The organism is Bradyrhizobium sp. CCGUVB23 (genome assembly GCF_024199885.1).
Classification (GTDB): domain Bacteria; phylum Pseudomonadota; class Alphaproteobacteria; order Rhizobiales; family Xanthobacteraceae; genus Bradyrhizobium.
Genome location: NZ_JANADQ010000001.1, coordinates 2,927,076 through 2,948,337, shown reverse-complemented (window position 1 = coordinate 2,948,337; position 21,262 = coordinate 2,927,076). Strand labels below are relative to the sequence as shown.

At 62.4% G+C, this 21,262-nt stretch carries 18 protein-coding genes; 11 read left to right on the top strand and 7 right to left on the bottom strand.

The window, feature by feature from the left end:
• Positions 1 to 47: 47 nt before the first annotated feature.
• Complete coding sequence (locus tag NLN62_RS13450; protein ID WP_027521820.1) at positions 48 to 1,067, bottom strand: hypothetical protein; 1,020 nt, start codon at positions 1,065 to 1,067, stop codon at positions 48 to 50.
• 185 nt (positions 1,068 to 1,252) lie between these two features.
• On the opposite strand from NLN62_RS13450, the gene NLN62_RS13445 reads away from it, so the two are divergent.
• From NLN62_RS13445 to NLN62_RS13435, 3 genes are all read left to right on the top strand, one after another.
• Entirely contained in the window at positions 1,253 to 2,071 is an 819-nt protein-coding gene (locus tag NLN62_RS13445; RefSeq protein ID WP_254109102.1) for a DUF1295 domain-containing protein, read from the top strand.
• A complete protein-coding gene (locus tag NLN62_RS13440) occupies positions 2,068 to 3,126 on the top strand; it encodes a cyclopropane-fatty-acyl-phospholipid synthase family protein (protein ID WP_254109101.1) in 1,059 nt (352 codons plus the stop codon). The genes NLN62_RS13445 and NLN62_RS13440 overlap by 4 nt, the downstream gene beginning before the upstream one ends.
• A gap of 336 nt (positions 3,127 to 3,462) precedes the next feature.
• Positions 3,463 to 6,228 carry an HAD-IC family P-type ATPase gene (locus NLN62_RS13435; RefSeq protein ID WP_254109100.1) on the top strand — a complete coding sequence of 922 codons (2,766 nt, stop codon included), beginning with the start codon at positions 3,463 to 3,465 and terminating at the stop codon, positions 6,226 to 6,228.
• A gap of 10 nt (positions 6,229 to 6,238) precedes the next feature.
• On the opposite strand, the gene NLN62_RS13430 is transcribed toward NLN62_RS13435, so the two are convergent.
• The 3 genes from NLN62_RS13430 to NLN62_RS13420 all read right to left on the bottom strand — a co-directional run bounded on the left by NLN62_RS13430 (position 6,239) and on the right by NLN62_RS13420 (position 8,332).
• A complete protein-coding gene (locus tag NLN62_RS13430; RefSeq protein ID WP_027521823.1) occupies positions 6,239 to 7,141 on the bottom strand; it encodes a polyphosphate kinase 2 family protein in 903 nt (300 codons plus the stop codon).
• 244 nt (positions 7,142 to 7,385) lie between these two features.
• A complete protein-coding gene (locus tag NLN62_RS13425; RefSeq protein ID WP_254109099.1) occupies positions 7,386 to 7,568 on the bottom strand; it encodes a hypothetical protein in 183 nt (60 codons plus the stop codon).
• 302 nt (positions 7,569 to 7,870) lie between these two features.
• A complete protein-coding gene (locus tag NLN62_RS13420; RefSeq protein WP_035661467.1) occupies positions 7,871 to 8,332 on the bottom strand; it encodes a VOC family protein in 462 nt (153 codons plus the stop codon).
• A gap of 127 nt (positions 8,333 to 8,459) precedes the next feature.
• Here NLN62_RS13420 and NLN62_RS13415 point away from each other — a divergent pair, with 127 nt between their 5' ends.
• Together NLN62_RS13415 and NLN62_RS13410 are read left to right on the top strand one after the other, a co-directional pair.
• The gene (locus tag NLN62_RS13415) at positions 8,460 to 8,696 is read left to right on the top strand and encodes a hypothetical protein (protein ID WP_156944151.1); all 237 of its coding nucleotides are present in this window, start codon (positions 8,460 to 8,462) and stop codon (positions 8,694 to 8,696) included.
• A gap of 314 nt (positions 8,697 to 9,010) precedes the next feature.
• Positions 9,011 to 9,523, top strand: a complete 513-nt coding sequence (locus NLN62_RS13410) for a hypothetical protein (protein WP_254109098.1) — start codon at positions 9,011 to 9,013, stop codon at positions 9,521 to 9,523.
• A gap of 35 nt (positions 9,524 to 9,558) precedes the next feature.
• Here NLN62_RS13410 and NLN62_RS13405 read toward each other — a convergent pair whose 3' ends face one another.
• The 3 genes from NLN62_RS13405 to NLN62_RS13395 form a co-directional block, all read right to left on the bottom strand.
• A complete protein-coding gene (locus NLN62_RS13405; RefSeq protein WP_254109097.1) occupies positions 9,559 to 10,317 on the bottom strand; it encodes a class I SAM-dependent methyltransferase in 759 nt (252 codons plus the stop codon).
• A gap of 747 nt (positions 10,318 to 11,064) precedes the next feature.
• A complete protein-coding gene (gene ftsZ, locus NLN62_RS13400; protein ID WP_254109096.1) occupies positions 11,065 to 12,333 on the bottom strand; it encodes a cell division protein FtsZ in 1,269 nt (422 codons plus the stop codon).
• A gap of 52 nt (positions 12,334 to 12,385) precedes the next feature.
• The gene (locus tag NLN62_RS13395) at positions 12,386 to 12,754 is read right to left on the bottom strand and encodes a hypothetical protein (RefSeq protein WP_254109095.1); all 369 of its coding nucleotides are present in this window, start codon (positions 12,752 to 12,754) and stop codon (positions 12,386 to 12,388) included.
• Between the two features lie 371 nt (positions 12,755 to 13,125).
• Between NLN62_RS13395 and NLN62_RS13390 the strand changes: the two genes are divergently transcribed.
• From NLN62_RS13390 to NLN62_RS13365, 6 genes are all read left to right on the top strand, one after another.
• Entirely contained in the window at positions 13,126 to 14,007 is an 882-nt protein-coding gene (locus NLN62_RS13390) for a hypothetical protein (protein WP_254109094.1), read from the top strand.
• A 396-nt stretch (positions 14,008 to 14,403) separates the two neighbouring features.
• Positions 14,404 to 14,565 (top strand): hypothetical protein, encoded by a 162-nt coding sequence (locus NLN62_RS13385; RefSeq protein WP_254109093.1) that lies wholly within the window; start codon positions 14,404 to 14,406, stop codon positions 14,563 to 14,565.
• A 394-nt stretch (positions 14,566 to 14,959) separates the two neighbouring features.
• Complete coding sequence (locus NLN62_RS13380; protein WP_254109092.1) at positions 14,960 to 16,150, top strand: efflux RND transporter periplasmic adaptor subunit; 1,191 nt, start codon at positions 14,960 to 14,962, stop codon at positions 16,148 to 16,150.
• Positions 16,151 to 16,156: 6 nt separating this feature from the next.
• Positions 16,157 to 19,309, top strand: a complete 3,153-nt coding sequence (locus NLN62_RS13375; protein WP_027521832.1) for a multidrug efflux RND transporter permease subunit — start codon at positions 16,157 to 16,159, stop codon at positions 19,307 to 19,309.
• Between the two features lie 103 nt (positions 19,310 to 19,412).
• Entirely contained in the window at positions 19,413 to 19,664 is a 252-nt protein-coding gene (locus NLN62_RS13370) for a hypothetical protein (protein ID WP_254109091.1), read from the top strand.
• Between the two features lie 175 nt (positions 19,665 to 19,839).
• Complete coding sequence (locus NLN62_RS13365) at positions 19,840 to 20,967, top strand: AAA family ATPase (protein ID WP_254109090.1); 1,128 nt, start codon at positions 19,840 to 19,842, stop codon at positions 20,965 to 20,967.
• Positions 20,968 to 21,262 lie beyond the last annotated feature (295 nt).

Here is a 21,262-nt window from a genome sequence, read left to right as displayed (position 1 = left end):
CCACTGCGTGCTGCGCTGCGTCCGGGGCAGGGTAGCCCAACGAGTACTCAACTCTTCTCCGGCTGGCGCGCGAGGCGCTCGAGCAGGCGACGGATCTCGCGATTCTGCTCGCCCTGGCCGTCAGCCCATTCGCGGATCATCTGCTGTTCAGTTCGCATATGCGAGACCAGTGCCTGGATGGCCTCGGCAAGGCTCGCCATCGCGGCTGTCGTGCCGCGGCTGGCGTTGCCTTCCTCGAGTACCGAGCGCAGCCGTTCGACGGCAGCCTGAAGCTCGCCCGAGGCCACACCGCCGCCACTGGCGACGGCCGCCACTTCGCCGCTGCCATATTCGCGCACGGTGGTGGCAAGCCAGTCTTCGAGGTCGGTGTAGAAACGGTTCTGGGCCTGGCTCGATTGCAGGTCGAGGAAGCCGAGGATGAGCGAGCCGGCAAGGCCGAACAGCGAGCTGGAGAACGAGATACCCATGCCGCCGAGCGGCGCGGCGAGGCCTTCCTTCAGGGTGTCGAACAGAGCACCGGCGTCGCCGCCAACCTTCAGCCCGTCGATCACCTTGCCGACCGAGCCGACGGTCTCGATCAGACCCCAGAAGGTGCCGAGCAGGCCGAGGAACACCAGCAATCCGGTCATATAGCGGGAGATGTCGCGAGCCTCGTCCAGGCGGGTCGCGATCGAATCAAGCAGGTGCCGCATGGTCTGCTGGGTGATGCTCATGCGCCCGGACCGCTCGCCCCCGAGGATCGCCGCCATCGGGGCCAGCAGTCTCGGATGGCGCGACTGCGCAAGGCCGGGATCGGCGATGCGGAAATTGTTGACCCAGGAGACCTCGGGATAGAGCCGGATGACCTGGCGGAAGGCCAGGATAATGCCGATGAACAGCACGCCGCCGATCAGGGCGTTCAGCCCGGGATTGGCGAAGAAGGCGGTGATGATCTGCTTGTAGAGCACGACCCCGACCAGCGAGCAGAGCACCAGAAACACCAGCATCCGCACCAGGAACACGCTGGGCGAGGACAGTTTGATGTAGTCGATGTCCATGGGGGAGCGGGGCGAAGTGCCAGGCTTCATGGCCGATGTCATCCGTTGCGAAACCTCAAATTGCGGCCCGCACTATGGCACAGCGCGAGCGCAAAAAAAGCTGGGCGGGGTCGATTTCGGGGCTGGGTGGGGGAACTCAAACCTGAAACCGGGCTTTGAAGGTTACGTATTTTGCAAAACTTCGGCGTTTCACAGGCTCAAGTCGGATTTTTTGCATGACGACCTATCTCGGGGCGCTTGCCGTCATCGCGTTGTCGCTTGCGATCTTGATGGCGCTCGCCTGGGTGGTGCGCGAGCTGACCGGCAATTCCGGCTGGGTCGATACCATCTGGACCTTTTCCGTCGGGCTGGTCGGCGCCTCCAGTGCGCTCTGGCCGGCTTTCGGCCATGCGCCCAACGCACGGCAGTGGCTGGTCGCGGGCCTGGTGGCACTGTGGTCAGGCCGGCTCGGGATGCATATTGCGATCCGCACCGCTCGCATCTCCGACGATCCGCGCTATGCCGCGTTTGCGAAGGACTGGGGCCTTAACGCGCGGCGGCGGATGTTCATCTTCCTCCAGAACCAGGCGCTGGGCTCGGTGCCGCTGGTGTTCGCGATCTTCGTCGCCGCGCATGTCCCAGAACCCGCCCTGCGCGTCCAGGATTTCCTGGGCGCGGCGATCCTGCTCGCCGGCATCCTCGGCGAAGGGCTGGCGGACGCGCAGTTGCGGCGGTTCAGGCAGGACCCGGCCAACGCCGTCCAGGTCTGCGATGTCGGCCTGTGGCGCTGGTCGCGGCATCCCAACTACTTCTTCGAATGGCTGTGCTGGCTCGCCTATCCCGTGATCGGCCTTGCGTCCGGCTACGCATGGGGCTGGGCCAGCCTGCTTGCGCCGATCTTGATGTACTGGATCCTGGTCCACGTCACCGGCATCCCGCCACTGGAGGAACAGATGCTGCGCTCGCGCGGCGAGCGCTACCGTGCCTACCAGGCGCGAACCAGCGCCTTCTTTCCCTTGCCGCCCAAAGCGATTGTCCGGGGAGCGACCGCGTGAGCTTCGTCTCCGCCATCATCGGCACCGCCGAGCGCGTGCCTCTGCCCGACGTCGTCGTCCGCGCCGCGATCCAGCGGCTATGCTCGCGCACCGCGACACGCCTTGCCGACCGCACCGCGGCGGATGACACGGTGTTTGCCGGTCAAATGATGCTGCGGCCGATCGCCGGGTATGCCGATGCCGCCAACACCCAGCACTACGAGGTGCCGTCTGCCTTCTTCGCGGCGGTGCTCGGCCCCAACCGCAAATATTCGTCCTGCTTCTACAAGACTGCTGCGACCACGTTGCAGGAGGCGGAAGAGGAAGCCCTGCGCCAGACCGTCGCCCATGCCGACCTTGCCGACGGGCAGACCATCCTCGAGCTCGGCTGCGGCTGGGGCTCGCTGTCGCTGTGGATGGCGCGGCAGTTCCCCCATGCCGAGGTGACGGCAGTGTCGAACTCGCATTCGCAGCGCGACCATATCGAGGAGGAGGCGCGGCTGCGCGGTCTCAAAAATCTTCGCGTCGTCACGTCTGATATGAATGTGTTCGCGTCCGACCGCCGGTTCGACCGCGTCGTCTCGGTGGAAATGTTCGAGCACATGATGAACTGGCGCAAGCTCTTGACGAACGTCCGCTCCTGGCTCGATGTCGACGGACGCTTCTTCATGCACATCTTCACCCATCGCTCCGGCTCGTATCTCTTCGACCGCACCGACCGCGACGATTGGATCGCGCAGCATTTCTTCACCGGCGGCGTGATGCCGAGCCATCACCTCGTCAGGCAATATCCCGACCTGTTCGAGGTCGAGAAGGAATGGTGCTGGAGCGGCACGCATTATCAGCGCACCGCGAACGACTGGCTGGTCAATTTCGATTCCAACCGGGAGGCCATCGAAGCGATCTTGCGCAAGGTCTATGGCGACGAGACCGTGCTCTGGATGCGGCGCTGGCGCTGGTTCTTCCTCGCCACCGCAGGTCTGTTCGGTTACGCCAACGGCAGCGAATGGGGCGTCAGTCATTACCGGATGAAGGCGGCGGCACAGGGGGCGTGCTCGCGACCCCGCACGCCGTAGAGTGTGCACGAGATCCGCTGTGCCTCTGATCGCGGCGCGATAGCGGAGCTTAGACCAGGTCTGAGTTGGGCCGATACGGGAAGCCTGCGCGACAAATTAAACGAGGAACCGGTGGGGCTATCGGAGGGGCCCCGCCAAACCATACTGCGAAGCCCCAGGTTGAGTGAGGGATTCTCCGGATTGAAACCGGTCTTCCAACGGGTCTCAGTCCCTTGATTCAGGTCAAGGGCCTTGCGGATCACGACCCATGTCATTGGGACTTCGAAAGAAATGTCAGATGTCGACTCCGTAAGCGAACTAAACCAGTTCTAGACGTCGGCCGATAGGCAGAATGGCATGAGCGCAGCAGCGAATGCGAACACAACCGACGAGGTGGCGCCCTGGCACGCGATACCTCAGCATGAGGTCGTGGAGCGACTTGCTACCAGCTGCGAGAAAGGGCTTGCTCCGGCTGAGGCCGCTGTCCGACTTCAGAAATACGGTCAGAACCGCTTGCCCGAAGGGAGGAAACGCGGCTCGTTTGCGAGGCTTCTCGCACAGTTCAACAACATCCTGGTCTACGTGCTGCTCGCCGCAGGGTTCACCAAGTTGATGCTGAACCTGTGGGTCGACGCGGCGATCATCTTTGGCGTGGTCGTTCTCAACGCGCTCCTCGGTTTCATTCAGGAGGGCAAGGCCGAGAAGGCATTGGATTCCATCCGCAACATGCTGACCGCCGAGGCCAGGGCGGTACGCGGTGGGGAAACCCGCATGATCCCCGCGGAGCAGCTTGTCCCGGGGGACATCGTGCTCCTGGAGTCGGGCGACAAGATTCCTGCGGATCTGCGACTGTTCGAGACAAAGAACCTGCGGACCGAAGAGGCGGCCCTCACTGGTGAATCGGTGCCGGCGGAAAAGAGCGTCGACGCGGTGCCTGCCAACGCGACGGTAGGTGATCGCGAGAACATGGCATTTTCCGGCACCATGGTCGTATCCGGTCGCGCAACCGGATTGGTCGTCGCGACCGGCCCTCAGACCGAACTCGGCCGTATCAACCAGTTGCTCGCCGACGTCAGCCCGCTCGAGACTCCGCTGCTGCGCCAGATCAAGAAATTTGGCTACGCCATCAGCGCGGCAATCGGGGTGATCAGCGTCCTGATCTTCGCCTACGGCAAGTGGGTGAAAGGGATCGACTTTGTGGAGCTCTTCCAGGCAGTCGTCGGCATCGCCGTATCACTCATCCCGGAAGGACTACCTGCACTTATCACGATCACCCTGGCCATCGGCGTCCAGCGCATGGCCCAGCGCAACGCGATTATCCGGCGGTTGCCCGCAGTCGAGACGCTCGGCTCCGTGTCGCGGATCTGCTCGGACAAGACGGGTACGCTGACGCTCATGGAGATGATGGTGGTGTCCGCCGTCACGGCCGAGTCGGCGTATCAGGTCACCGGCGATGGCTATTCTCCAGTGGGCGAAATCAAGAAGGACGGACAGCCCGCTGGCAAGGATCCGGTCCTCGCGCTGATGGGGCGAGTGTCCCTGCTCTGCAACGACGCGGAGCTGTTCCAGGAGGAGGGCACCTGGAAGGTGGAGGGCGATCCGACCGAGGGGGCACTTTATCCGTTCGCGGCAAAGCTCGGCATGGATCGGCAGCTCGAGCAGGCTGCATCTCCGCGTATCGACGCCATTCCGTTTGAATCCGAGCACAAGTTTATGGCGACACTCCAGAGAGATGCGAAGGGCGAGCAAGTCCTGCTCGTCAAGGGCGCCCCGGAAGTCATTCTTGAACATTGCGATCGCCAGCAGACCGACGATGGCCAGCCGAGCCCGCTCGACCGCAATCACTTCTCGAAACAATCGGACAGGCTTGCGGCCCAAGGCGAACGTGTGCTGGCGTTCGCGTGGCTCCAGAACCCGAATGTGAAGGCTGGCGGTCTCACCGCGGCCGATCTGCCAAGGACGCTCGTCCTGCTCGGCCTGATCGGCCTCCTGGACCCGCCGCGCAAGGAGGCCATCGAAGCCGTGAAGGAGTGCCAAGGTGGCGGCATCCGCGTCACCATGATCACCGGCGATCACAAGATCACCGCCGCGGCCATCGCCAAGATGCTTGGGCTCGGCGACGGAAAGACCGCGATCACGGGCGCCGAAATCGAGGACATGGACACCGCGACGCTGCAGGAACGCGTTCGCGCCGTCGACGTCTTCGCGCGCGCCAGCCCCGAACACAAGCTGCGCCTGGTGAAAGCGATCCAGGCCAACAATCAAATCGTGGCGATGACAGGTGACGGTGTGAACGACGCGCCCTCTCTCAAGAAAGCCGACATCGGAGTCGCGATGGGGATCAAAGGCACCGAGGTCACGAAGGGAGCTGCCGAAATGATCCTCGCCGACGATAACTTCGCCTCGATCTCGGCGGCGGTGAAGGAAGGCCGCACCGTCTACAACAATATCGAGAAGGCCATGCTATTTATGCTGCCGACCAACGTCGCGCAGGCGCTGGTCATTGCGGTGGCGATCTTTGTCGGGTTCACCATGCCGATCACGGCCCCGCAAGTGCTCTGGGTCAATATGGTCACGTCGGTCGCGCTCGGCCTGGTCATCTCCTTCGAGCCGCACGAGATCGATGTGATGCACCGGCCGCCGCGCGCAGTAGACCGCCCCATCGTGACCGGCTTCGGGATTTGGCGGATCATCTTCGTCGGCTTGGCGCTCCTTGCTTACACCTTGCTGGCGTTCTTCTGGATGACAGGGCAAGGCGCATCGGATGGGCTTGCCCGAACGGTAGCCGTCAATGCCATCACAATCGGCCAGGTGTTCTATCTGCTGAATAGCCGCTACCTGCTCGATTCGTCGCTCTCCGTGAGGGCGCACTCGGGCAATGCGTACTTGCCGCTCGGCATCGCTGCCGTCGTGATCCTGCAACTGATTTTCACCTACGTACCACCGGTCCAGGCGATGTTTGGCAACGAATCTGTCCCGCTTTGGGTGTGGCCTTGGCTTCTCCTGGGCGGATTGCTGTTCTTCCTCGTGGTCGAGGCCGAAAAGCTTGTCATTCGCTCGTCAAGCTCCTTGCGAAAGATCGTTGTCGCCGCGGAAGCAGGTTCAGGAGACGCCTCGTCTTGAGCCTCAGGAGTCAGGCTTCGCGCGCAAGTTCCGCTCGAGCCGTGGCCAGCTCCTTCTTCTGCTCCGGGCTTACCTTCGGATATGCGAGGTCGAGTTTCTCCACGGCCTCCACGATTGCCGCGGCGACGACAAGACGGGTGAACCATCTGTTGTCGGCCGGCACCACGTACCACGGCGCCTGCTCCGATGCAGTGGCCGTGACCGCCGCTTGGTACGCGCCCATATAATCGGCCCAGTACCTGCGCTCGCGCACGTCCGACGCGGAGAACTTCCAGTTCTTTTCGGGATTGTCGAGGCGCTTCATGAAGCGTTTCTTTTGCTCTGCGCGCGACACATGCAGAAAGAACTTGAGGATGACTGTGCCCTGCCGGGTGAGGTAATCCTCAAAGCGCGCGATGTCGGCCAGCCGTTCGTCCCAGATCCTGCTGCCCACGAACGACGACGGCAGCCTCTGCTGCTTCAGGATATCCTCGTGAACGCGCACAATGAGGACCTCCTCGTAATAGGAACGATTGAAGATTCCGATCCGTCCACGCTCCGGCAGACGCGATGCGTAGCGCCACATGAAGTCATGCGCGAGATCCTCTTGTGAGGGCTGCTTGAACGAAAAGACCTGGCAGCCCTGCGGATTCACCCCCGACATGACGTGTTTAATGGTGCTGTCCTTGCCAGCCGCATCCATGGCCTGGAACACGAGCAGCAGCGACCAACGGTCCTGGGCGTAAAGCATGTCCTGTTCTTCTGCGAGCCATCGAGTGCCCCGCTGCAGAAGATCGGCAGCTTCGCCCTTTTCCATGTTCAGACCGCGCGTGTCGCCGGGGTCGAAGTCCTTCAGCTGAAAGCCCTTGCCGCTGGAGATACGGAAGGGGTGGATGTACTTCTGAATCTGGTCGAGAATCTCTTTTCTCGGCATGGAGTGTCCTCCGTCTTAAGACAAAGACAATCTCGCGCTGCGTGAGAACGGTACGGACCCAAGCCGCACAGCCGGGTTCTGTTCGCGCGCAACTTTGACGTTAAACTTCCTGAGGTCGCCTCGCACCGGTTTATTTTCCCGCGCTCGAAAGCGAGAGCGGCGCAATCGCCGACCTCACCAGAGGTCCGAGTTGGGCCAACAGGCGACATTCGCGAAATGAAAGAGGCCGCCAACTGGGGCGGCCCTACTCTTTAGCGAGCTTCGCTGGCGTTCTGATTTGGCTGCTATTGCCACAATTCTGGCATGTGAACTTGTGCAGGACGGTGCGCTCGGCCTTGATCAACGCCGAATTAATCCAAGTCATCGCGATGCCGCACTTGGCGCAAATAGGTGCGCTCAAACGTTCTGGTTGCTTGAAGATTTCCATCTGAGGATGCCCATTCCTCTGACCGGAACATTCTACCTTGGAGGGCGTGGCCGCTCAAATAACAAAGGTTAGTGTTTCGCTGAGCGTTAAATACCGACCCCAGAGGGCAATCGTCCCAGATGCGTTCGCCGCGCCGGCGCTCGTAAAAGCGAACGGTTTTGCCGTTTCGACTATCGCGCATGTTGTGAGCTAGGCGGCGCAGTCCACTCGGGGCCATAACCGGAAGTGGCCGGGCGGGGCAGCGTCGGCGCAAGGGGTCAGGCCGAGCGTCTTGGCGTCTTGAGCCTGATCATTTGAAGCTGTTACCCATTCTGCGTCCCATCCGCGTAGCCGCCGCCAATCTGTGTTCCTGGAGCGAGCAGCCCTTTGCCCGGAACATGATTAATCTCCAGCCTCGTGCCGTCTGGATCCTCGAACAGCACCGAGTAGTAGCCGGGGGCAAAACTGTCGTCTCGTGGTCCGTGAATGATATGTGCGCCGATCTTTACGAGGAAGTCATACGCCTCGTCGACATCGGCACGTTCTCGTGCACGGAAACAGTGGTGATGCAATCCAACAGAGCCCTGGCGGAATCGTTGGCCAACATACTCCTCTGCGGGCGCATGAATGCCGAATCCCGTACGGCCGCCGACGCAATAGAAGGTGTTCGATGTGTCGGCCACGATCGTAAGGCCCATAAACGGTAGCAGTTGTCCGTAGAAGGCACGTGCGGCTGAAAAATTTCCAGCCGTGATGAACGTGTGGGCAACGCCATTGATTTGCATGCTCGGTCCTCCCGCAAATATCATTTCTCGCAATGATCAATTTTACGAACAATACTCTGGGTACGCTGAAGTCCGCTACGCCCTCGGATAGCGGCGCAACAGGGGCAGCGCAGAAGTTGGTCTAGCCTTGACCGATGAGTTCGGCTTGGGGGCAACAGGCGACATCGCGAAACGAAAAAAGAAGCCGCCAACTGAGGCGACCTCAGTCGCCCCAGGCAAATTCTCCGCACAGGCATCGAAACAGGCGAAGCGTCCTACCGTTGCGGGAATCGAGTATCTCGATGAAAAGATGAAGCCTGGCGGCACATCTCGCACAAGAGACCTGCTCGCTCCTTCGGGCCTCGTTGCCCGCGCGCTCATCTGAATCAGTGCGATCCATGGTTTGTGTCCCCAGCTGCGTGCGCCCCCGGCCGCCAAGGTGGGTTGGGTTATGACCTGCGATCCGATTCGGTGCCTTATACTTTGTTACTTTTGCGAGTTGCGACGTCGGCGACCAAGCTCTGAATGCAGTCTTGACGAAAGCATGGCCGCACGATGGAGAGTATGGGGCGCGATGGAACACGGCGGTCGGGGCGCTGAGGTCAATACCGGCGATGAGTCCCGGCTGCGTTCGGCGCGCGCAAAGGATACAGTGTTTTTGATTAGGTTTCTGCCTTGCCCCGGTATCAGGAGGAAAAGATGCGGTTGCCAGTTGCAGTCTCTGTCGTACTGATTCAGGTCACATCGGTCATTGCGCGTGAGCAAGATCAGACCATCTCCGTTGGACCATGGACGATTGCAACTTCATTCAAAGCGGAGAAGTTTGACGGGTGCACGATGAGCCGGTCCGCTAATGATCTCGATATAAAGTTTGCAAGATCCAATGACGGCTTGCGCCTGTTTCTCGATTCATCGAAATGGAAGCTCGAGAGAGGCAAGGCGTACGATGTGACGCTCGTTGCAGGTGCGCGATCAGTCCAGGCAAAAGCGTTGGCTGAAGGCAGGAGCGTAACGATCGCTCTATCGGACCGCCCGCTCAGCGAGAGAGTGCGCACGGCGAATATCCTCCAGGTGAGAGGAGAAGGAGCGACGTTGAAGGTACCACTCGACGGAAGTACTGCGGCCCTTGAACGCCTGGAATCATGTTTTGAGAGAAACAGCCACGCCGACGTTGAGAGTAACCCGTTCGTCGCCCCCAGTCGGAAGCCTTAGCACTTGACCTGGCTTAAACGGCAGTCCCCATCGACCTAGCGCGAGCCGGCATGATCCGTACAAGCAACTATATCGCGGGGAGATTTTCGACCCGCTTCCAGCGGTGGGACAAACACCGCCAAATATCCACCATCGCCTGCGAGCTGATACGTGGCGATCTCGCGATAGCCGACGGCGGACAATTCGCAGCGCAACAGCTCAATCGGCGTGCCATGCCTTGAGGTCGGACGCTCGAAATCGACAATTCCGATCCGCGCGCCCGGCTTCAAGGCGGGCGCGAGATTATAGAGAAAGGCGTAGGGCTGGGTTATCTCGTGGTACATGTGCCCGAGGATGGCGGCATCCAGCGAGGAAGCGGGCAGGCGAGGGTCGTGTGGTTCGCCCATCGCGAACATGACGTTTGCCAGCCCCAGTCGTTCCGTGCGCCTGCCGAGTTCGATGAGGTAGTCCCGCATGACGTCCTGGGCGATGATGGCGCCCGTGGGGCCAACGACGTACGACAGACGGACCGTGTAGTAGCCGCTGCCTGCACCGATATCGCCGACCGTCATGCCTGGTTTTAGCCCAAGGAGAAGTGCAACCTCTCCGGCTTCATTCAAGGAGTCGCGGTGCTCCTCGGCCGAGCGACTCAGGCTGCCGATCGGGGCAATCGGACGCCTAGGTGAGGGAAACTCCTTTGCAGGGATTCTTGGCGGCGTCAGATAACCAATGTCAGCGGCGAACGCGCGAATCGCGCCCAGCGCCATCACGATCGCCACTGCGCGGACGAGCGTGATCGTCGAGCCGCCAAGCATGAGGCGCGGCCGTCCACTTTGCGAAAGACGTGGCCCCGGGGGCATCTCTCTCCAACCAAACGCCGGAAGAAACGGCTTCGGAAATATAGCCAATCGATCGATTTGCTACGATCCTTTATTCCCGAAACAGCGGCTGCAGCCCGCTGGTGCGATGGTGCAAGCTGCTAACGCGGGTGAGCCCCGCTTCCCTTCTCGCGCCAATGAAGCATTCTATTGCGAGCATCGGCAGCAAAGTTGGCGTTCTGCCGGGCGCACATGTCGCAGAAGGCCATATGCGGACCGATCCAGCGCCGCCGCGCGGTGCTTCCAGTTCAGCCCGGAGGGGAAATCCCCGCAAGACGTCCGGCGCCCGTGATGCCAGCGATGTGACTAATCGTGAAGCCGCTGTTGTTGGGACGGCGCGACCTGGGCCTTACCTAAGCAGGCGCGGCTGTCGATTGGAGAAAAAGCGATGCGTTCTATTTTGGCATTGGGCCTTTTGATCACCCTGTGTGGCTCTGCGAACGCGGCTACAGTGCATCACACGCACCGAGGGCACGCTATCGTTCGTCCCGGTCAGGGCACGATCGCCTCCGACCCCGCTTCGGGTTTTGCCTACGCGCCATCCGGACCGGCGGTCCACTACCGGCCGGCACCGTACGATGATTACAATGGCCCGTATCCGGGAGATTCCCAGGGTTACGCGCCTGGCGAACGCGAGCAGTTTCTCGACAGTGTGAGACGAGGCGGTTAGACCGCCCAAACATATCAGAAGTTGGCCTTGCGGCGCAGGAAGGCCGGGATATCGAGAACGTCTTCCTCGATCCAATTGCGTGCCGTAGAGGAACGGCCGTACGGATCGAGGCCCTGCGGAGCCGCATGGCGCGCATATTCCGAAGTCGGCTTTGCGGGTCTGCCCTCAGGGTGGCGGGCCGTCGGTGCGGGCGGCGGGCTCTCCAATGGCGGCGGCATCGGTGCGCTGCGCTCAATCCGGTCGGCGACGCGACGGCCGTCGTTGCCCAGCCTGCCGGCGAGTTCCGCGATTGAGCCTTGCGCTTGTTGCACCTGGCGTGCCGGCCCAAGATTATCGATGCCGGTCGCCACCACCGAGACGCGGACTATGCCCTCGAGGCGCTCGTCAAAAGTGGCGCCGACGATGATGTTGGCATCCTGGTCGGCCTCCTCGCGAATGCGGCTGGCAGCTTCGTCGACCTCGAACAGTGTCAGGTCCCTGCCGCCGGTAATGGAGATGATGAGGCCACTGGCTCGCTTGATCGACGGGTCCTCGATCAATGGATTGGAAATCGCGGCCACGGCGGCGTTGAGCACGCGCTTTGCGCCCGAGGCCTCGCCCCTGCCCATCATCGCCTTGCCCTTCTCGTGCATGATGGAGAGAACGTCGGCGAAATCGAGATTGATCAGACCTTCCTTGACGATGAGGTCGCTGATGCAGGCCACACCCGAATAGAGCACTTGATCGGCCAGGGCAAAAGCAGCGGCGAATGTGGTCTTCTCGTTGGCCACCCGGAACAGATTCTGGTTCGGGATGATCAGCAGGGTGTCCACCGCCTTCAGCAGATCCGCGATGCCCGCTTCGGCAAGGCGCATGCGGCGCTGACCCTCGAAGTGAAATGGCTTGGTGACCACACCAATGGTGAGAATGCCAAGCTCGCGCGCGGTCCTGGCTATCACAGGCGCTGCCCCGGTGCCGGTGCCGCCGCCCATGCCGGCAGTCACAAACACCATATGTGCGCCGGTCAAATGATCGCGGATCGCGTCGATCACCTCTTCGGCTGCGGCGCGCCCGACCTCGGGCTGCGAGCCGGCGCCAAGGCCTTTAGTCACCTGGGTGCCCATCTGGATGACGTGCTTGGCGTTCGACATGGTGAGCGCCTGTGCGTCCGTATTGGCGACGATGAAGTCGACGCCTTGTAACCCAGCCGCGATCATGTTGTTGACCGCATTGCCGCCGGCGCCGCCGACCCCGAACACGACAATGCGCGCTTTCAGCTCGCGAAGATCGGTGATGTCAGTCATTTTTGCCTCACGCTTTACTTCGGCGGGTTGGAGAATGTGAGAACTGGGATTGCTACTTGCATGCTCTGCGGTCTGCTTCCACCAGGTCGGCGAGGAGATGCCCCAGTCGGGATGTGGCTTGTCCGTGGCCGTCGGTCGAACCACCGGATCGGCCGCCGGTTCGCAGAGAGCCTTCAAGCCGCGCCGCTGCCTCCTTGGCGGCCGTCGCCTCGGCAGTCGCCTGCAGCAGCTCAGTTGTCAGGCGATCGGCGCGCTCTCGCTCCCGCTCGAAATCCACCCGATGACCGGCTGCTGTTGCTTCGAGCCGCGCGATCTCCACCTGCAGTGCCAGGATCTTTTCTGCTTGCAGCGCGCCGTCGCCTGCTTGCCGACTTCCTGGTCGTCGTGGCGTATGCCGTAGATCGGCGAGATCAATGCTCACCAGTGCCTTTCCGGTATCCGAAAGTGAGCGCGGCAAGCGGCGCCGCTTGGCAAGCGAACGAGCTGCCAATGGCGAGATCTTCAGGCGAGCACCAAGTGCGGCATATGTCAGCGTCTCAATAGGCATCGGCTGTCCTCCTGGGACTGAACCGGGCAGTCGTGTGTGCGCTGATGACGACAGGCTAGGCCGCGATGGTTAACAGATCGTTAACGCGCTGGCTCCTCTCTTCCGCGTACGGGCAACTCGCGCGGACAGGGTGAGTCTCGCGCCTTTTCGGCGAGCCGCAATCTTAACCAAATTTCCAACTAGGGCTCGGGCATTGGATCTGCCAACTGATTCGGTGATGGATCGCGATTCCTGAGGATATTGCCATGGCATTCTTCAAGCGTGAGCTCGGCCCAGTCGAGCGTTTCGAAAGCGCACTGAAAAGCAGACAGGCGAAGCGGCAAAAGCTGGTCGACCGGCTGGGCCTTGCCGAATCCGTGCTTGCGGAAACACGTGTTGCTGCCGAGCGGCTGGCGATGGCTGGCGCCGGCAATGCCAAGCTCGCGCGTGCGGAGGCCGAGCTGCGTTCGGTTGAGGATCGCGTCAAGACGGCGCGCGCGGCCCTCGGAGAAACCAACGAACAGATCGTCGCAACCGAGCGCGCACTGGCCGACGCCATTGCGCAGCGCGACCGCGAATTGCTTGCGGATCGTATCGAGGCGCTTGCAGCGGCGATCGATCTGGCCGTCCCGGGATTTGCTTCGGGCGCAGCCGCGCTGGTCGGCGCTGTCGCCAAGGGTGCAGTAACGGTCGCGGAGGCGACGGGCTTCTCCGCCAGCGTGGACGAGGTGCGTCGCGAGGTGCTGTCGGCCGCGGATCTGGTCTGCTGGGAGCTGAGGACACTGGCAGCGCGCACGCGGGTGGGTAACGTCAACATCGCGCCGCCGCCGCCCGCCGCCACGCGCCCGCAGCGTCCGGAGGTCGAGCGGCAATTGATCTATACGCTCAATCCGCTCAAGTGGCAGGAGGGCAGCGAGGCGCGCAAAGCGCCTGCCTTCGCGCTGGTCGAGCTGCCGAAGACGCTGCTGCCCATCGCCCTGCGGCACCAGCATGTGGACTATCTCAATGCGAGGCGCGTGCAGACCCTGATGCACGTTCATGGCAGCGGCGGGGGCCAGGACGAGACCCCTTGGGACGATCTACAGATCATCGATCTCGATGCGCTTGCCAGCGAGGAGGAGGGCAGTCCGCAAGCTGACGTTGCTTGAGCGCGGCTAGACGCTGACGGTTTCCTCGATTGCCTTTGACTCTATCCCCCAACCTTATTCGATCACCTCGTCGGCGCGGCGGAGCAAGCTCGCGCGGCTATCGATGCCGAATCCTTGGAACTAGGGCCTCGGGACTAAACCGACGTCTCGTCGAGCTATACCGATGCATTAGCCCGAGCGTACCTCCGTACGGTCACTTCATACCTGCGCGCAATGGCCTCGCCCAGGTGCTCGGTGCTACCTAACGAATGCAGAGCGAAAAGCAACGGAACCGGCCCGCGAGCAGGCAGTTGCAGGACAAGGTCTACGGCGTAGCGCCCGCCGGCCTTCCCCTTGATCGAGCCGCGCGTTGCCACTCCAGTGTCTACTGCCACAATTGGCTGCGGAGAGTGCGCCATGAAAAACATCGCCGACCTCCTGATGTGGTTTTGGCAAGGGAGCCAGCCCGCGTCCAATGCTCAGGTTGCGGCTATGGCCGAAAATCAGGATCGATCCAGCATGGCCGATTTTGTTCGCATCCTGCAGGCCTACGATCAAGACCAGTACGGCAGGAGTTAGGGCGACCGCGTCGGACCGCATTGCGTCCAGTTTTTTTGCACCTGCCGTGTCCGTTCAGGCTCACAAGCGGAAAGTTTCTAATTGATTGCGGAATCTTCCGCTTGGCCGTCAGAAGCCGAGATCATCTACATCTTTGTGCGCACATGCCCGGGCTCGTAACGTTCGCTTGCGATGTTCTGTCGCAGTTGTGGGACCTGCAGCCTGACTCACAAGCCAGTGAGGTCTGAAAACGGCCACGAACTCAGCGCCCTAGCGCGTGTGACATTGAGCCGCCCGTAGCATGCGTTGCGTCGCAGCACGCGCATTCTATCTTGACCGGATCAGCCGCGCGGAATCGCTTCGATATTGTTCCGTGCGTGTTGCTTTGTTCAACAACACCGGGGCACCCCACTTCATGTCAGGACTTCGAGCGCGATCGGCATGCGTTGCAATGATGCTCGCGGCCTTTGCGCCGCTGCTTGCGGGCTGTGATGAATCCAGCTCCGCGGTCTCCGCCGTCCAACCTTCCGAACCCGATGTCAGCATCGTCGTCGTCAAGCCGCAATCGCGCGCCGTGGTGCGCGAGTTGCCCGGCCGCATCGCGCCGACGCGCGTCGCCGAAGTGCGGCCGCGCGTCTCCGGTATCGTCGTCGAGCGTCTGTTCCGCCAGGGCAGCGAGGTGAAGGCGGGAGAAGCGCTCTATCGCATCGATCCGCGGCCGTTCGAGGTCGAGGTGATGGCGAACGAGGCAGGGCTCGCCAAGGCCGAGGCCGCGTTGATGCAGGCGCAGCAGCAGGCGCGCCGCATCGCCACGCTCACCAGCCAGCGTGCCGCCCCCGAAGCCGAGAACGAGAAGGCGATCGCCGCCGAGCGCCAGGCCCAGGCCGAGGTCGAGGGCCGCAAAGCGGAGCTCGCGCGCGCCAAACTCAACCTCGATTACGCCACCGTGCGCGCGCCGATCGACGGCGTCGTTGGTGCGGCGATCGTCAGCGAAGGCGCGCTCGTGGTGCAGAACGAGACCAATCTCGCCACGGTCCAGCAGCTCGATCCGATCTATGCCGACTTCACCCAGTCGGTCACCGAGCTGAACCAGCTTCGCCGCGCCTTCGAGAACGGCGATCTCGACCGCATCGCGGCCGATGCCGCGAAAGTCCGCCTCGTGCTCGACGACAACACGCTCTATTCGCTCGACGGCAAGCTCTTGTTCTCCGACGCCAAGGTCGACGCCCATACCGGCCAGGTGACGCTGCGCGGTGAGTTCCGCAATCCCAAGCGCGAATTGCTGCCGGGCATGTACGTCCGCGTCCGCATCGACCAGGGCATCGATGCCGATGCGATTGCCGTGCCGCAGCAGGCGATCCAGCGCAATGGCGGTGGCGGCAGCGAGGTGTTCGTCGTCAAGGACGACAACCGCATCGCGGTGCAGCCGGTGCGCACCGGCTCGGTGCAGGACGGCATCTGGTTCGTCACCGACGGATTGAGGGCCGGCGACAAGGTCGTGGTCGAAGGCTTCCAGAAATTCGCCGCCGGCGACAAGGTCAAGCCGCAGTCCTGGGCCGAGGCCGATGCGACGGCGGATGCCCAGCACGCCAGGGCCTTGCGGTAACGCGCCATGCCGAGCTTCTTCATCGACAGGCCGATCTTCGCCTGGGTGGTCGCGTTGTTCATCTGCTTGATCGGCGCGATCTCGATCCCGCTATTGCCGATCGCGCAATATCCGATCATCGCGCCGCCCTCGATCTCGATCTCGACCAGCTACCCCGGCGCCTCACCGGAAAACCTCTACAACAGTGTCACGCGGCTGATCGAAGAGGAGCTCAACGGCGCCTCCGGCATCCTCAACTTCGAATCGACCAGCGACTCGCTCGGCCAGGTCGAGATCATCGCCAACTTCGTTCCTGGCACCGACACCGGCGCGGCCTCGGTCGAGGTGCAGAACCGCATCAAGCGTGTCGAGGCGCGGCTGCCGCGCGCGGTGATCCAGCAGGGTATCCTGATCGAGGAAGCATCAAGCGCCGTGCTGCAGATCATCACGCTGAACTCGACCGACGGCAGCCTGGATGAGGTCGGGCTCGGCGACTTCATGATCCGCAACGTGCTCGGCGAGATCCGCCGCATCCCCGGCGTCGGCCGCGCCACGCTCTATTCGACCGAGCGCTCGCTTCGCGTCTGGGTCGATCCGGCAAAGCTCGTCGGCTATGGGCTGACGGCGGATGACGTCAACAAGGCGATCAGCGCGCAGAACGCGCAGGTCGCCTCCGGCAGCATCGGCGCCGAGCCGTCGACGGCCGACCAGCGCATCTCCGCGCTGGTGCTGGTCAAGGGCCAGCTCTCCTCCCCGGATGAGTTCGGCGCCATTATCCTGCGCGCCAATCCCGATGGTTCGACCGTGCGCCTGCGTGACGTCGCGCGCGTCGAGGTCGGTGGCCTCAGCTACCAGTTCAACACCCGCCTGAACGGCAAGCCGACCGCGGGCCTCTCAGTGCTGCTGTCGCCGACCGGCAATGCGCTCGCGACCGCGAGCGCGGTCGAGGCCAAGATGAAGGAGCTGTCGCGCTTCTTCCCGGCCAACATCAGTTACGAGATTCCCTACAACATCACGCCTGTCGTCGAGGCCTCGATCAAGAAGGTGCTATCGACGCTGGTCGAGGCCGTGGTGCTGGTATTCGTGGTGATGTTCTTATTTCTGCAGAACATCCGCTACACCATCATCCCGACCATCGTGGTGCCGGTGGCACTGCTGGGCGCCTGCACCACGCTGCTGCTCGCCGGCTACTCCATCAACATGCTCTCGATGTTCGGCATGGTGCTCGCGGTCGGTATCCTCGTCGACGATGCCATCGTCGTGGTCGAGAACGTCGAGCGCATCATGGCCGAAGAAGGCCTGCCGCCGAAGGAAGCGACGCGCAAGGCGATGTCGCAGATCACGGGCGCCATCATCGGCATCACGCTGGTGCTGATGGCCGTGTTCGTGCCGATGGCGTTCTTCCCGGGCTCGGTCGGCATCATCTACCGCCAGTTCTCCGTCACCATGGTCGCCGCGATCGGCTTCTCGGCCTTCCTCGCGCTGTCGCTGACGCCGGCGCTGTGTGCCACGCTGCTCAAACCCGTCGCGGCCGGCCATGGCCATGCGAAGAAGGGCGTGTTCGGCTGGTTCAACCGCATGCTCGAGGGCGGCAAGCAGGGCTATTCCCGCACCGTCGGCTTCTCGCTGAAGCGCACGGGACGGCTGATGCTGGTCTATGCCGCACTGTTGGTCGGCCTGTCCTGGGCTTTCGTCAACCTGCCCGGCGGCTTCTTGCCCGTCGACGACCAGGGCTTTGTCACCACTGACGTGCAGGCGCCTTCGGATTCGTCCTATGCCCGCACCGAGGCGGTGATCGAGAAGGTCGAGAAATATCTCGCCGAACGCCCCGGCGTGAAGGACGTCACCTTCCTCACCGGCTTCAGCTTCTCGGGCCAGGGCATGAATACCGCGCAGGCCTTCATCACGCTGAAGGATTGGTCGGAGCGCGGCCCGAAGGAGTCTGCCGCCGCGATCGTCTCCGACATCAACCGCGACCTGTCCTCGATCCGTGACGCAAAGATCTCGGCGCTCCAGCCGCCGCCGATCGATAATCTCGGTAACTCCTCGGGCTTTTCGTTCCGCCTCCAGGACCGCGGCCAGAAGGGCTATCCGGCCCTGATGCGCGCCGCCGACCAGCTCATCGCGGAGGCCAATGCGAGTCCCGTGCTGCAAAAGGTCTATATCGAGGGCCTGCCCGAGGCGGGCGTGGTCAATCTCGTGATCGACCGCGAAAAAGCCGGCGCCTTTGGCGTCACCTTCGAGGACATCAACAACACGATCTCGACCAATCTCGGCTCGAACTACATCAACGACTTCCCGAACCGCGGCCGCATGCAGCGCGTCGTGGTGCAGGCCGACGCGCGCGACCGCATGAAGACCGAGGACATCCTCAACTACAATGTCAAGAACAGTCGCGGCCAGCTCGTGCCTTTCTCCTCCTTCGCGACGGTCGAATGGTCGCGCGGGCCGACGCAGATCGCGGGTTTCAACTATTATCCGGCGGTGCGCATCTCGGGCGAGGCAAAGCCCGGCTTCACCTCGGGCGATGCGATCGCCGAGATGGAGAAGCTTGCCGGCAAACTGCCGCGCGGCTTCGGTTATGAATGGACCGGGCAGTCGCTGCAGGAGAAGCTGTCGGGCTCGCAGGCGCCGTTCCTGCTCGCGCTCTCGGTGTTCGTGGTGTTCCTGTGTCTGGCCGCGCTCTATGAGAGCTGGACCATTCCGCTCGCGGTGCTCTTGACCGTGCCGCTCGGCGTCACCGGCGCCGTGATCGCGGCGATGCTGCGCGGGCTTCCGAACGACGTCTATTTTACCGTCGGCCTCATCACCATCATCGGCCTTGCGGCGAAGGATGCGATCCTCATCATCGAGTTCGCCAAGGACTTGCGCAAAGAGGGCAAGCCACTGGTGGAAGCCACCATCGAGGCCTGCCGCCTGCGCTTCCGCCCGATCCTGATGACCGGCCTTGCCTTCATCTGCGGCGTGCTGCCGATGGCGATCGCCCACGGCGCCGGCGGCGCCAGCCAGCAATCGCTCGGCACCGTCGTGATGGGCGGCATGATCGCGGTGGTGATCCTGGCGCTGCTGATGGTGCCGGTGTTCTTCGTCTCCGTGCAGCGCGTGCTGGCGGGAGACAGGGAGCCGAAGGCCGCGAAGGACAGCGAGGCGTATGGGCCGCCGGCGGAGGTTAAGCGATAGCTCCGCGCGAATCCTTACCAAAGCTTCACATTCTCTGACGGAACCCGACGTAGGCAAATCTGATTGCCCGCGGGGTTAGGGGTTCCACGGAGAAATCGTCAAAATGTTGAAGAAGCTTCTTTCCGCTGCTGCTGTCGGCACCGGCGTGCTGATGATGTCGACCTTCACCGCATCGGCGGCAATCATGTGCCAGGGCCACACCTGCTGGCACACGCATGAGGCCTACGACTTTCCTCACGAAGCAGGGGTCGTTGTTCACGAGGACAAATGGCACTGGGGCCCGCGCGAAAAGTTTGCGTTCCGCGAGCACGAGGGCCGCGGTTACTGGCGCGGCCGCAAATGGGTGGCGTGGTAACAGCCGCCGTGTGACCTGAGACGGGAGGCCGCGATCTTGCGGCCTCCAAGTCGCGCGACGTCAAACAGGCGTTCGGCTTGCTTTCGCAGGAGCGTCGATCCAGAGTGCATCCCTGGATTGAACATGTGCATTCGCGCCGCGAAAGCACGTACAGCCTGCCGATTGAGAGCATGTGATGCGTCCGACCGACATTGCGATCTCGAACTATCGCTCCATTCGGCGGCTCTCGATACCAATCCATCCCCTGTCCGTCTTCGTGGGCGAGAATGGCGTCGGCAAATCCAATCTCTACAAGTCCTTGTCGCTTTTGCGCGACGCGGCGACCGGGCGGATCACGCGCACGATCGCCGACGAAGGTGGATTGAATTCAGTCTGCTGGTCCGGCATTCGCAAGCGTGGCGAGGATGGGCGACTACGGTTGTCGGCCAGGTTCGACCGTCTCAAATATTCCATCGAGATCGGATTTCCCGGCCCTCTCGAGGCAGCGTTTTCCGGCGAGCCGATGATCAAGGCCGAAACTATCGAGGCGACACAGGGCAAGCGAACGGTTCAGCTGATGGAGCGGAAGAACGCGCTTGTCAGCGTGCGCGGCGAGAGCGGCGCCTGGAGCAGCCACAAGGATGCGGTGCTGCCGTCCGAGACGGCGCTTGCGGGTTTTTCCGATGGCAAGGAATGCCCCGAAATCGATGTGATCAGAAACGCAATCCTCGGTTGGCGATTCTATCACGACTTTCGTACCGATCCGGCGTCACCGATACGAAAGCCCTGTCTGGCGATCACGACGCCCTCGCTCAGCGCCGATGGAAGCGATCTGGCTGCGGCCCTGGCGACGCTCTATACTATCAGGGAAGACGCCATCGACCTTCAGGACGCCATCCAGGATGCATTCCCGGGCGCTGAGCTCCGCGCCTGGGAAGCGAGCGGCTTGTGCGAGTTTGATCTGCAGCTGGAGGATATGCCGCGGCCGTTCAGGGCGCATGAACTATCCGACGGGACGCTGAAATACATTTGCCTGCTCGCGGTGTTCATGGGTTATCGGCTTCCGCCGTTCATCGCGCTGAACGAACCCGAGACTAGCTTGCATCCCTCGCTCCTGGCGCCCTTGGCCCGGCTGATCGCCAAGGCATCACGCCGCGCCGACATCTGGATCGTCACCCATTCGGAACAGCTGATGGAGGCATTGCGAAGCGAGAGCTCTGTCCCGCTTCGCCGGGTCATCAAGTCGAAAGGGGCTACGACGATCGAGGGCCTGACTCTCGGCGGGGAATATCGCGACGAGGAATCGGGCGATGATGATTCTTAGCCGCGGCAGATCGAGCCGCAGCGCTGCCGCGCCAGCGGTTTGGGAAGGGGCAAGTGATCGATGAGAATCGTGGCCGTCATGGCGATCGCTTAAATACTTACGGGCGCTCTCTACGTTTGGCGTGATTTTCGAAAGCCGATCGATAACCAACCCGGCTATGTCAGGTGGGGCGGGATACGGCCCAAGCTGTTCATCATGCTCTACTGGCTCCCCGGTACGCTGTCTTCGGCATGTCGCGGCGGTGTCTTGCGAGATCAAGCCGTTCCATGGGCAATCTTTGCTGCCCTCACCGTCG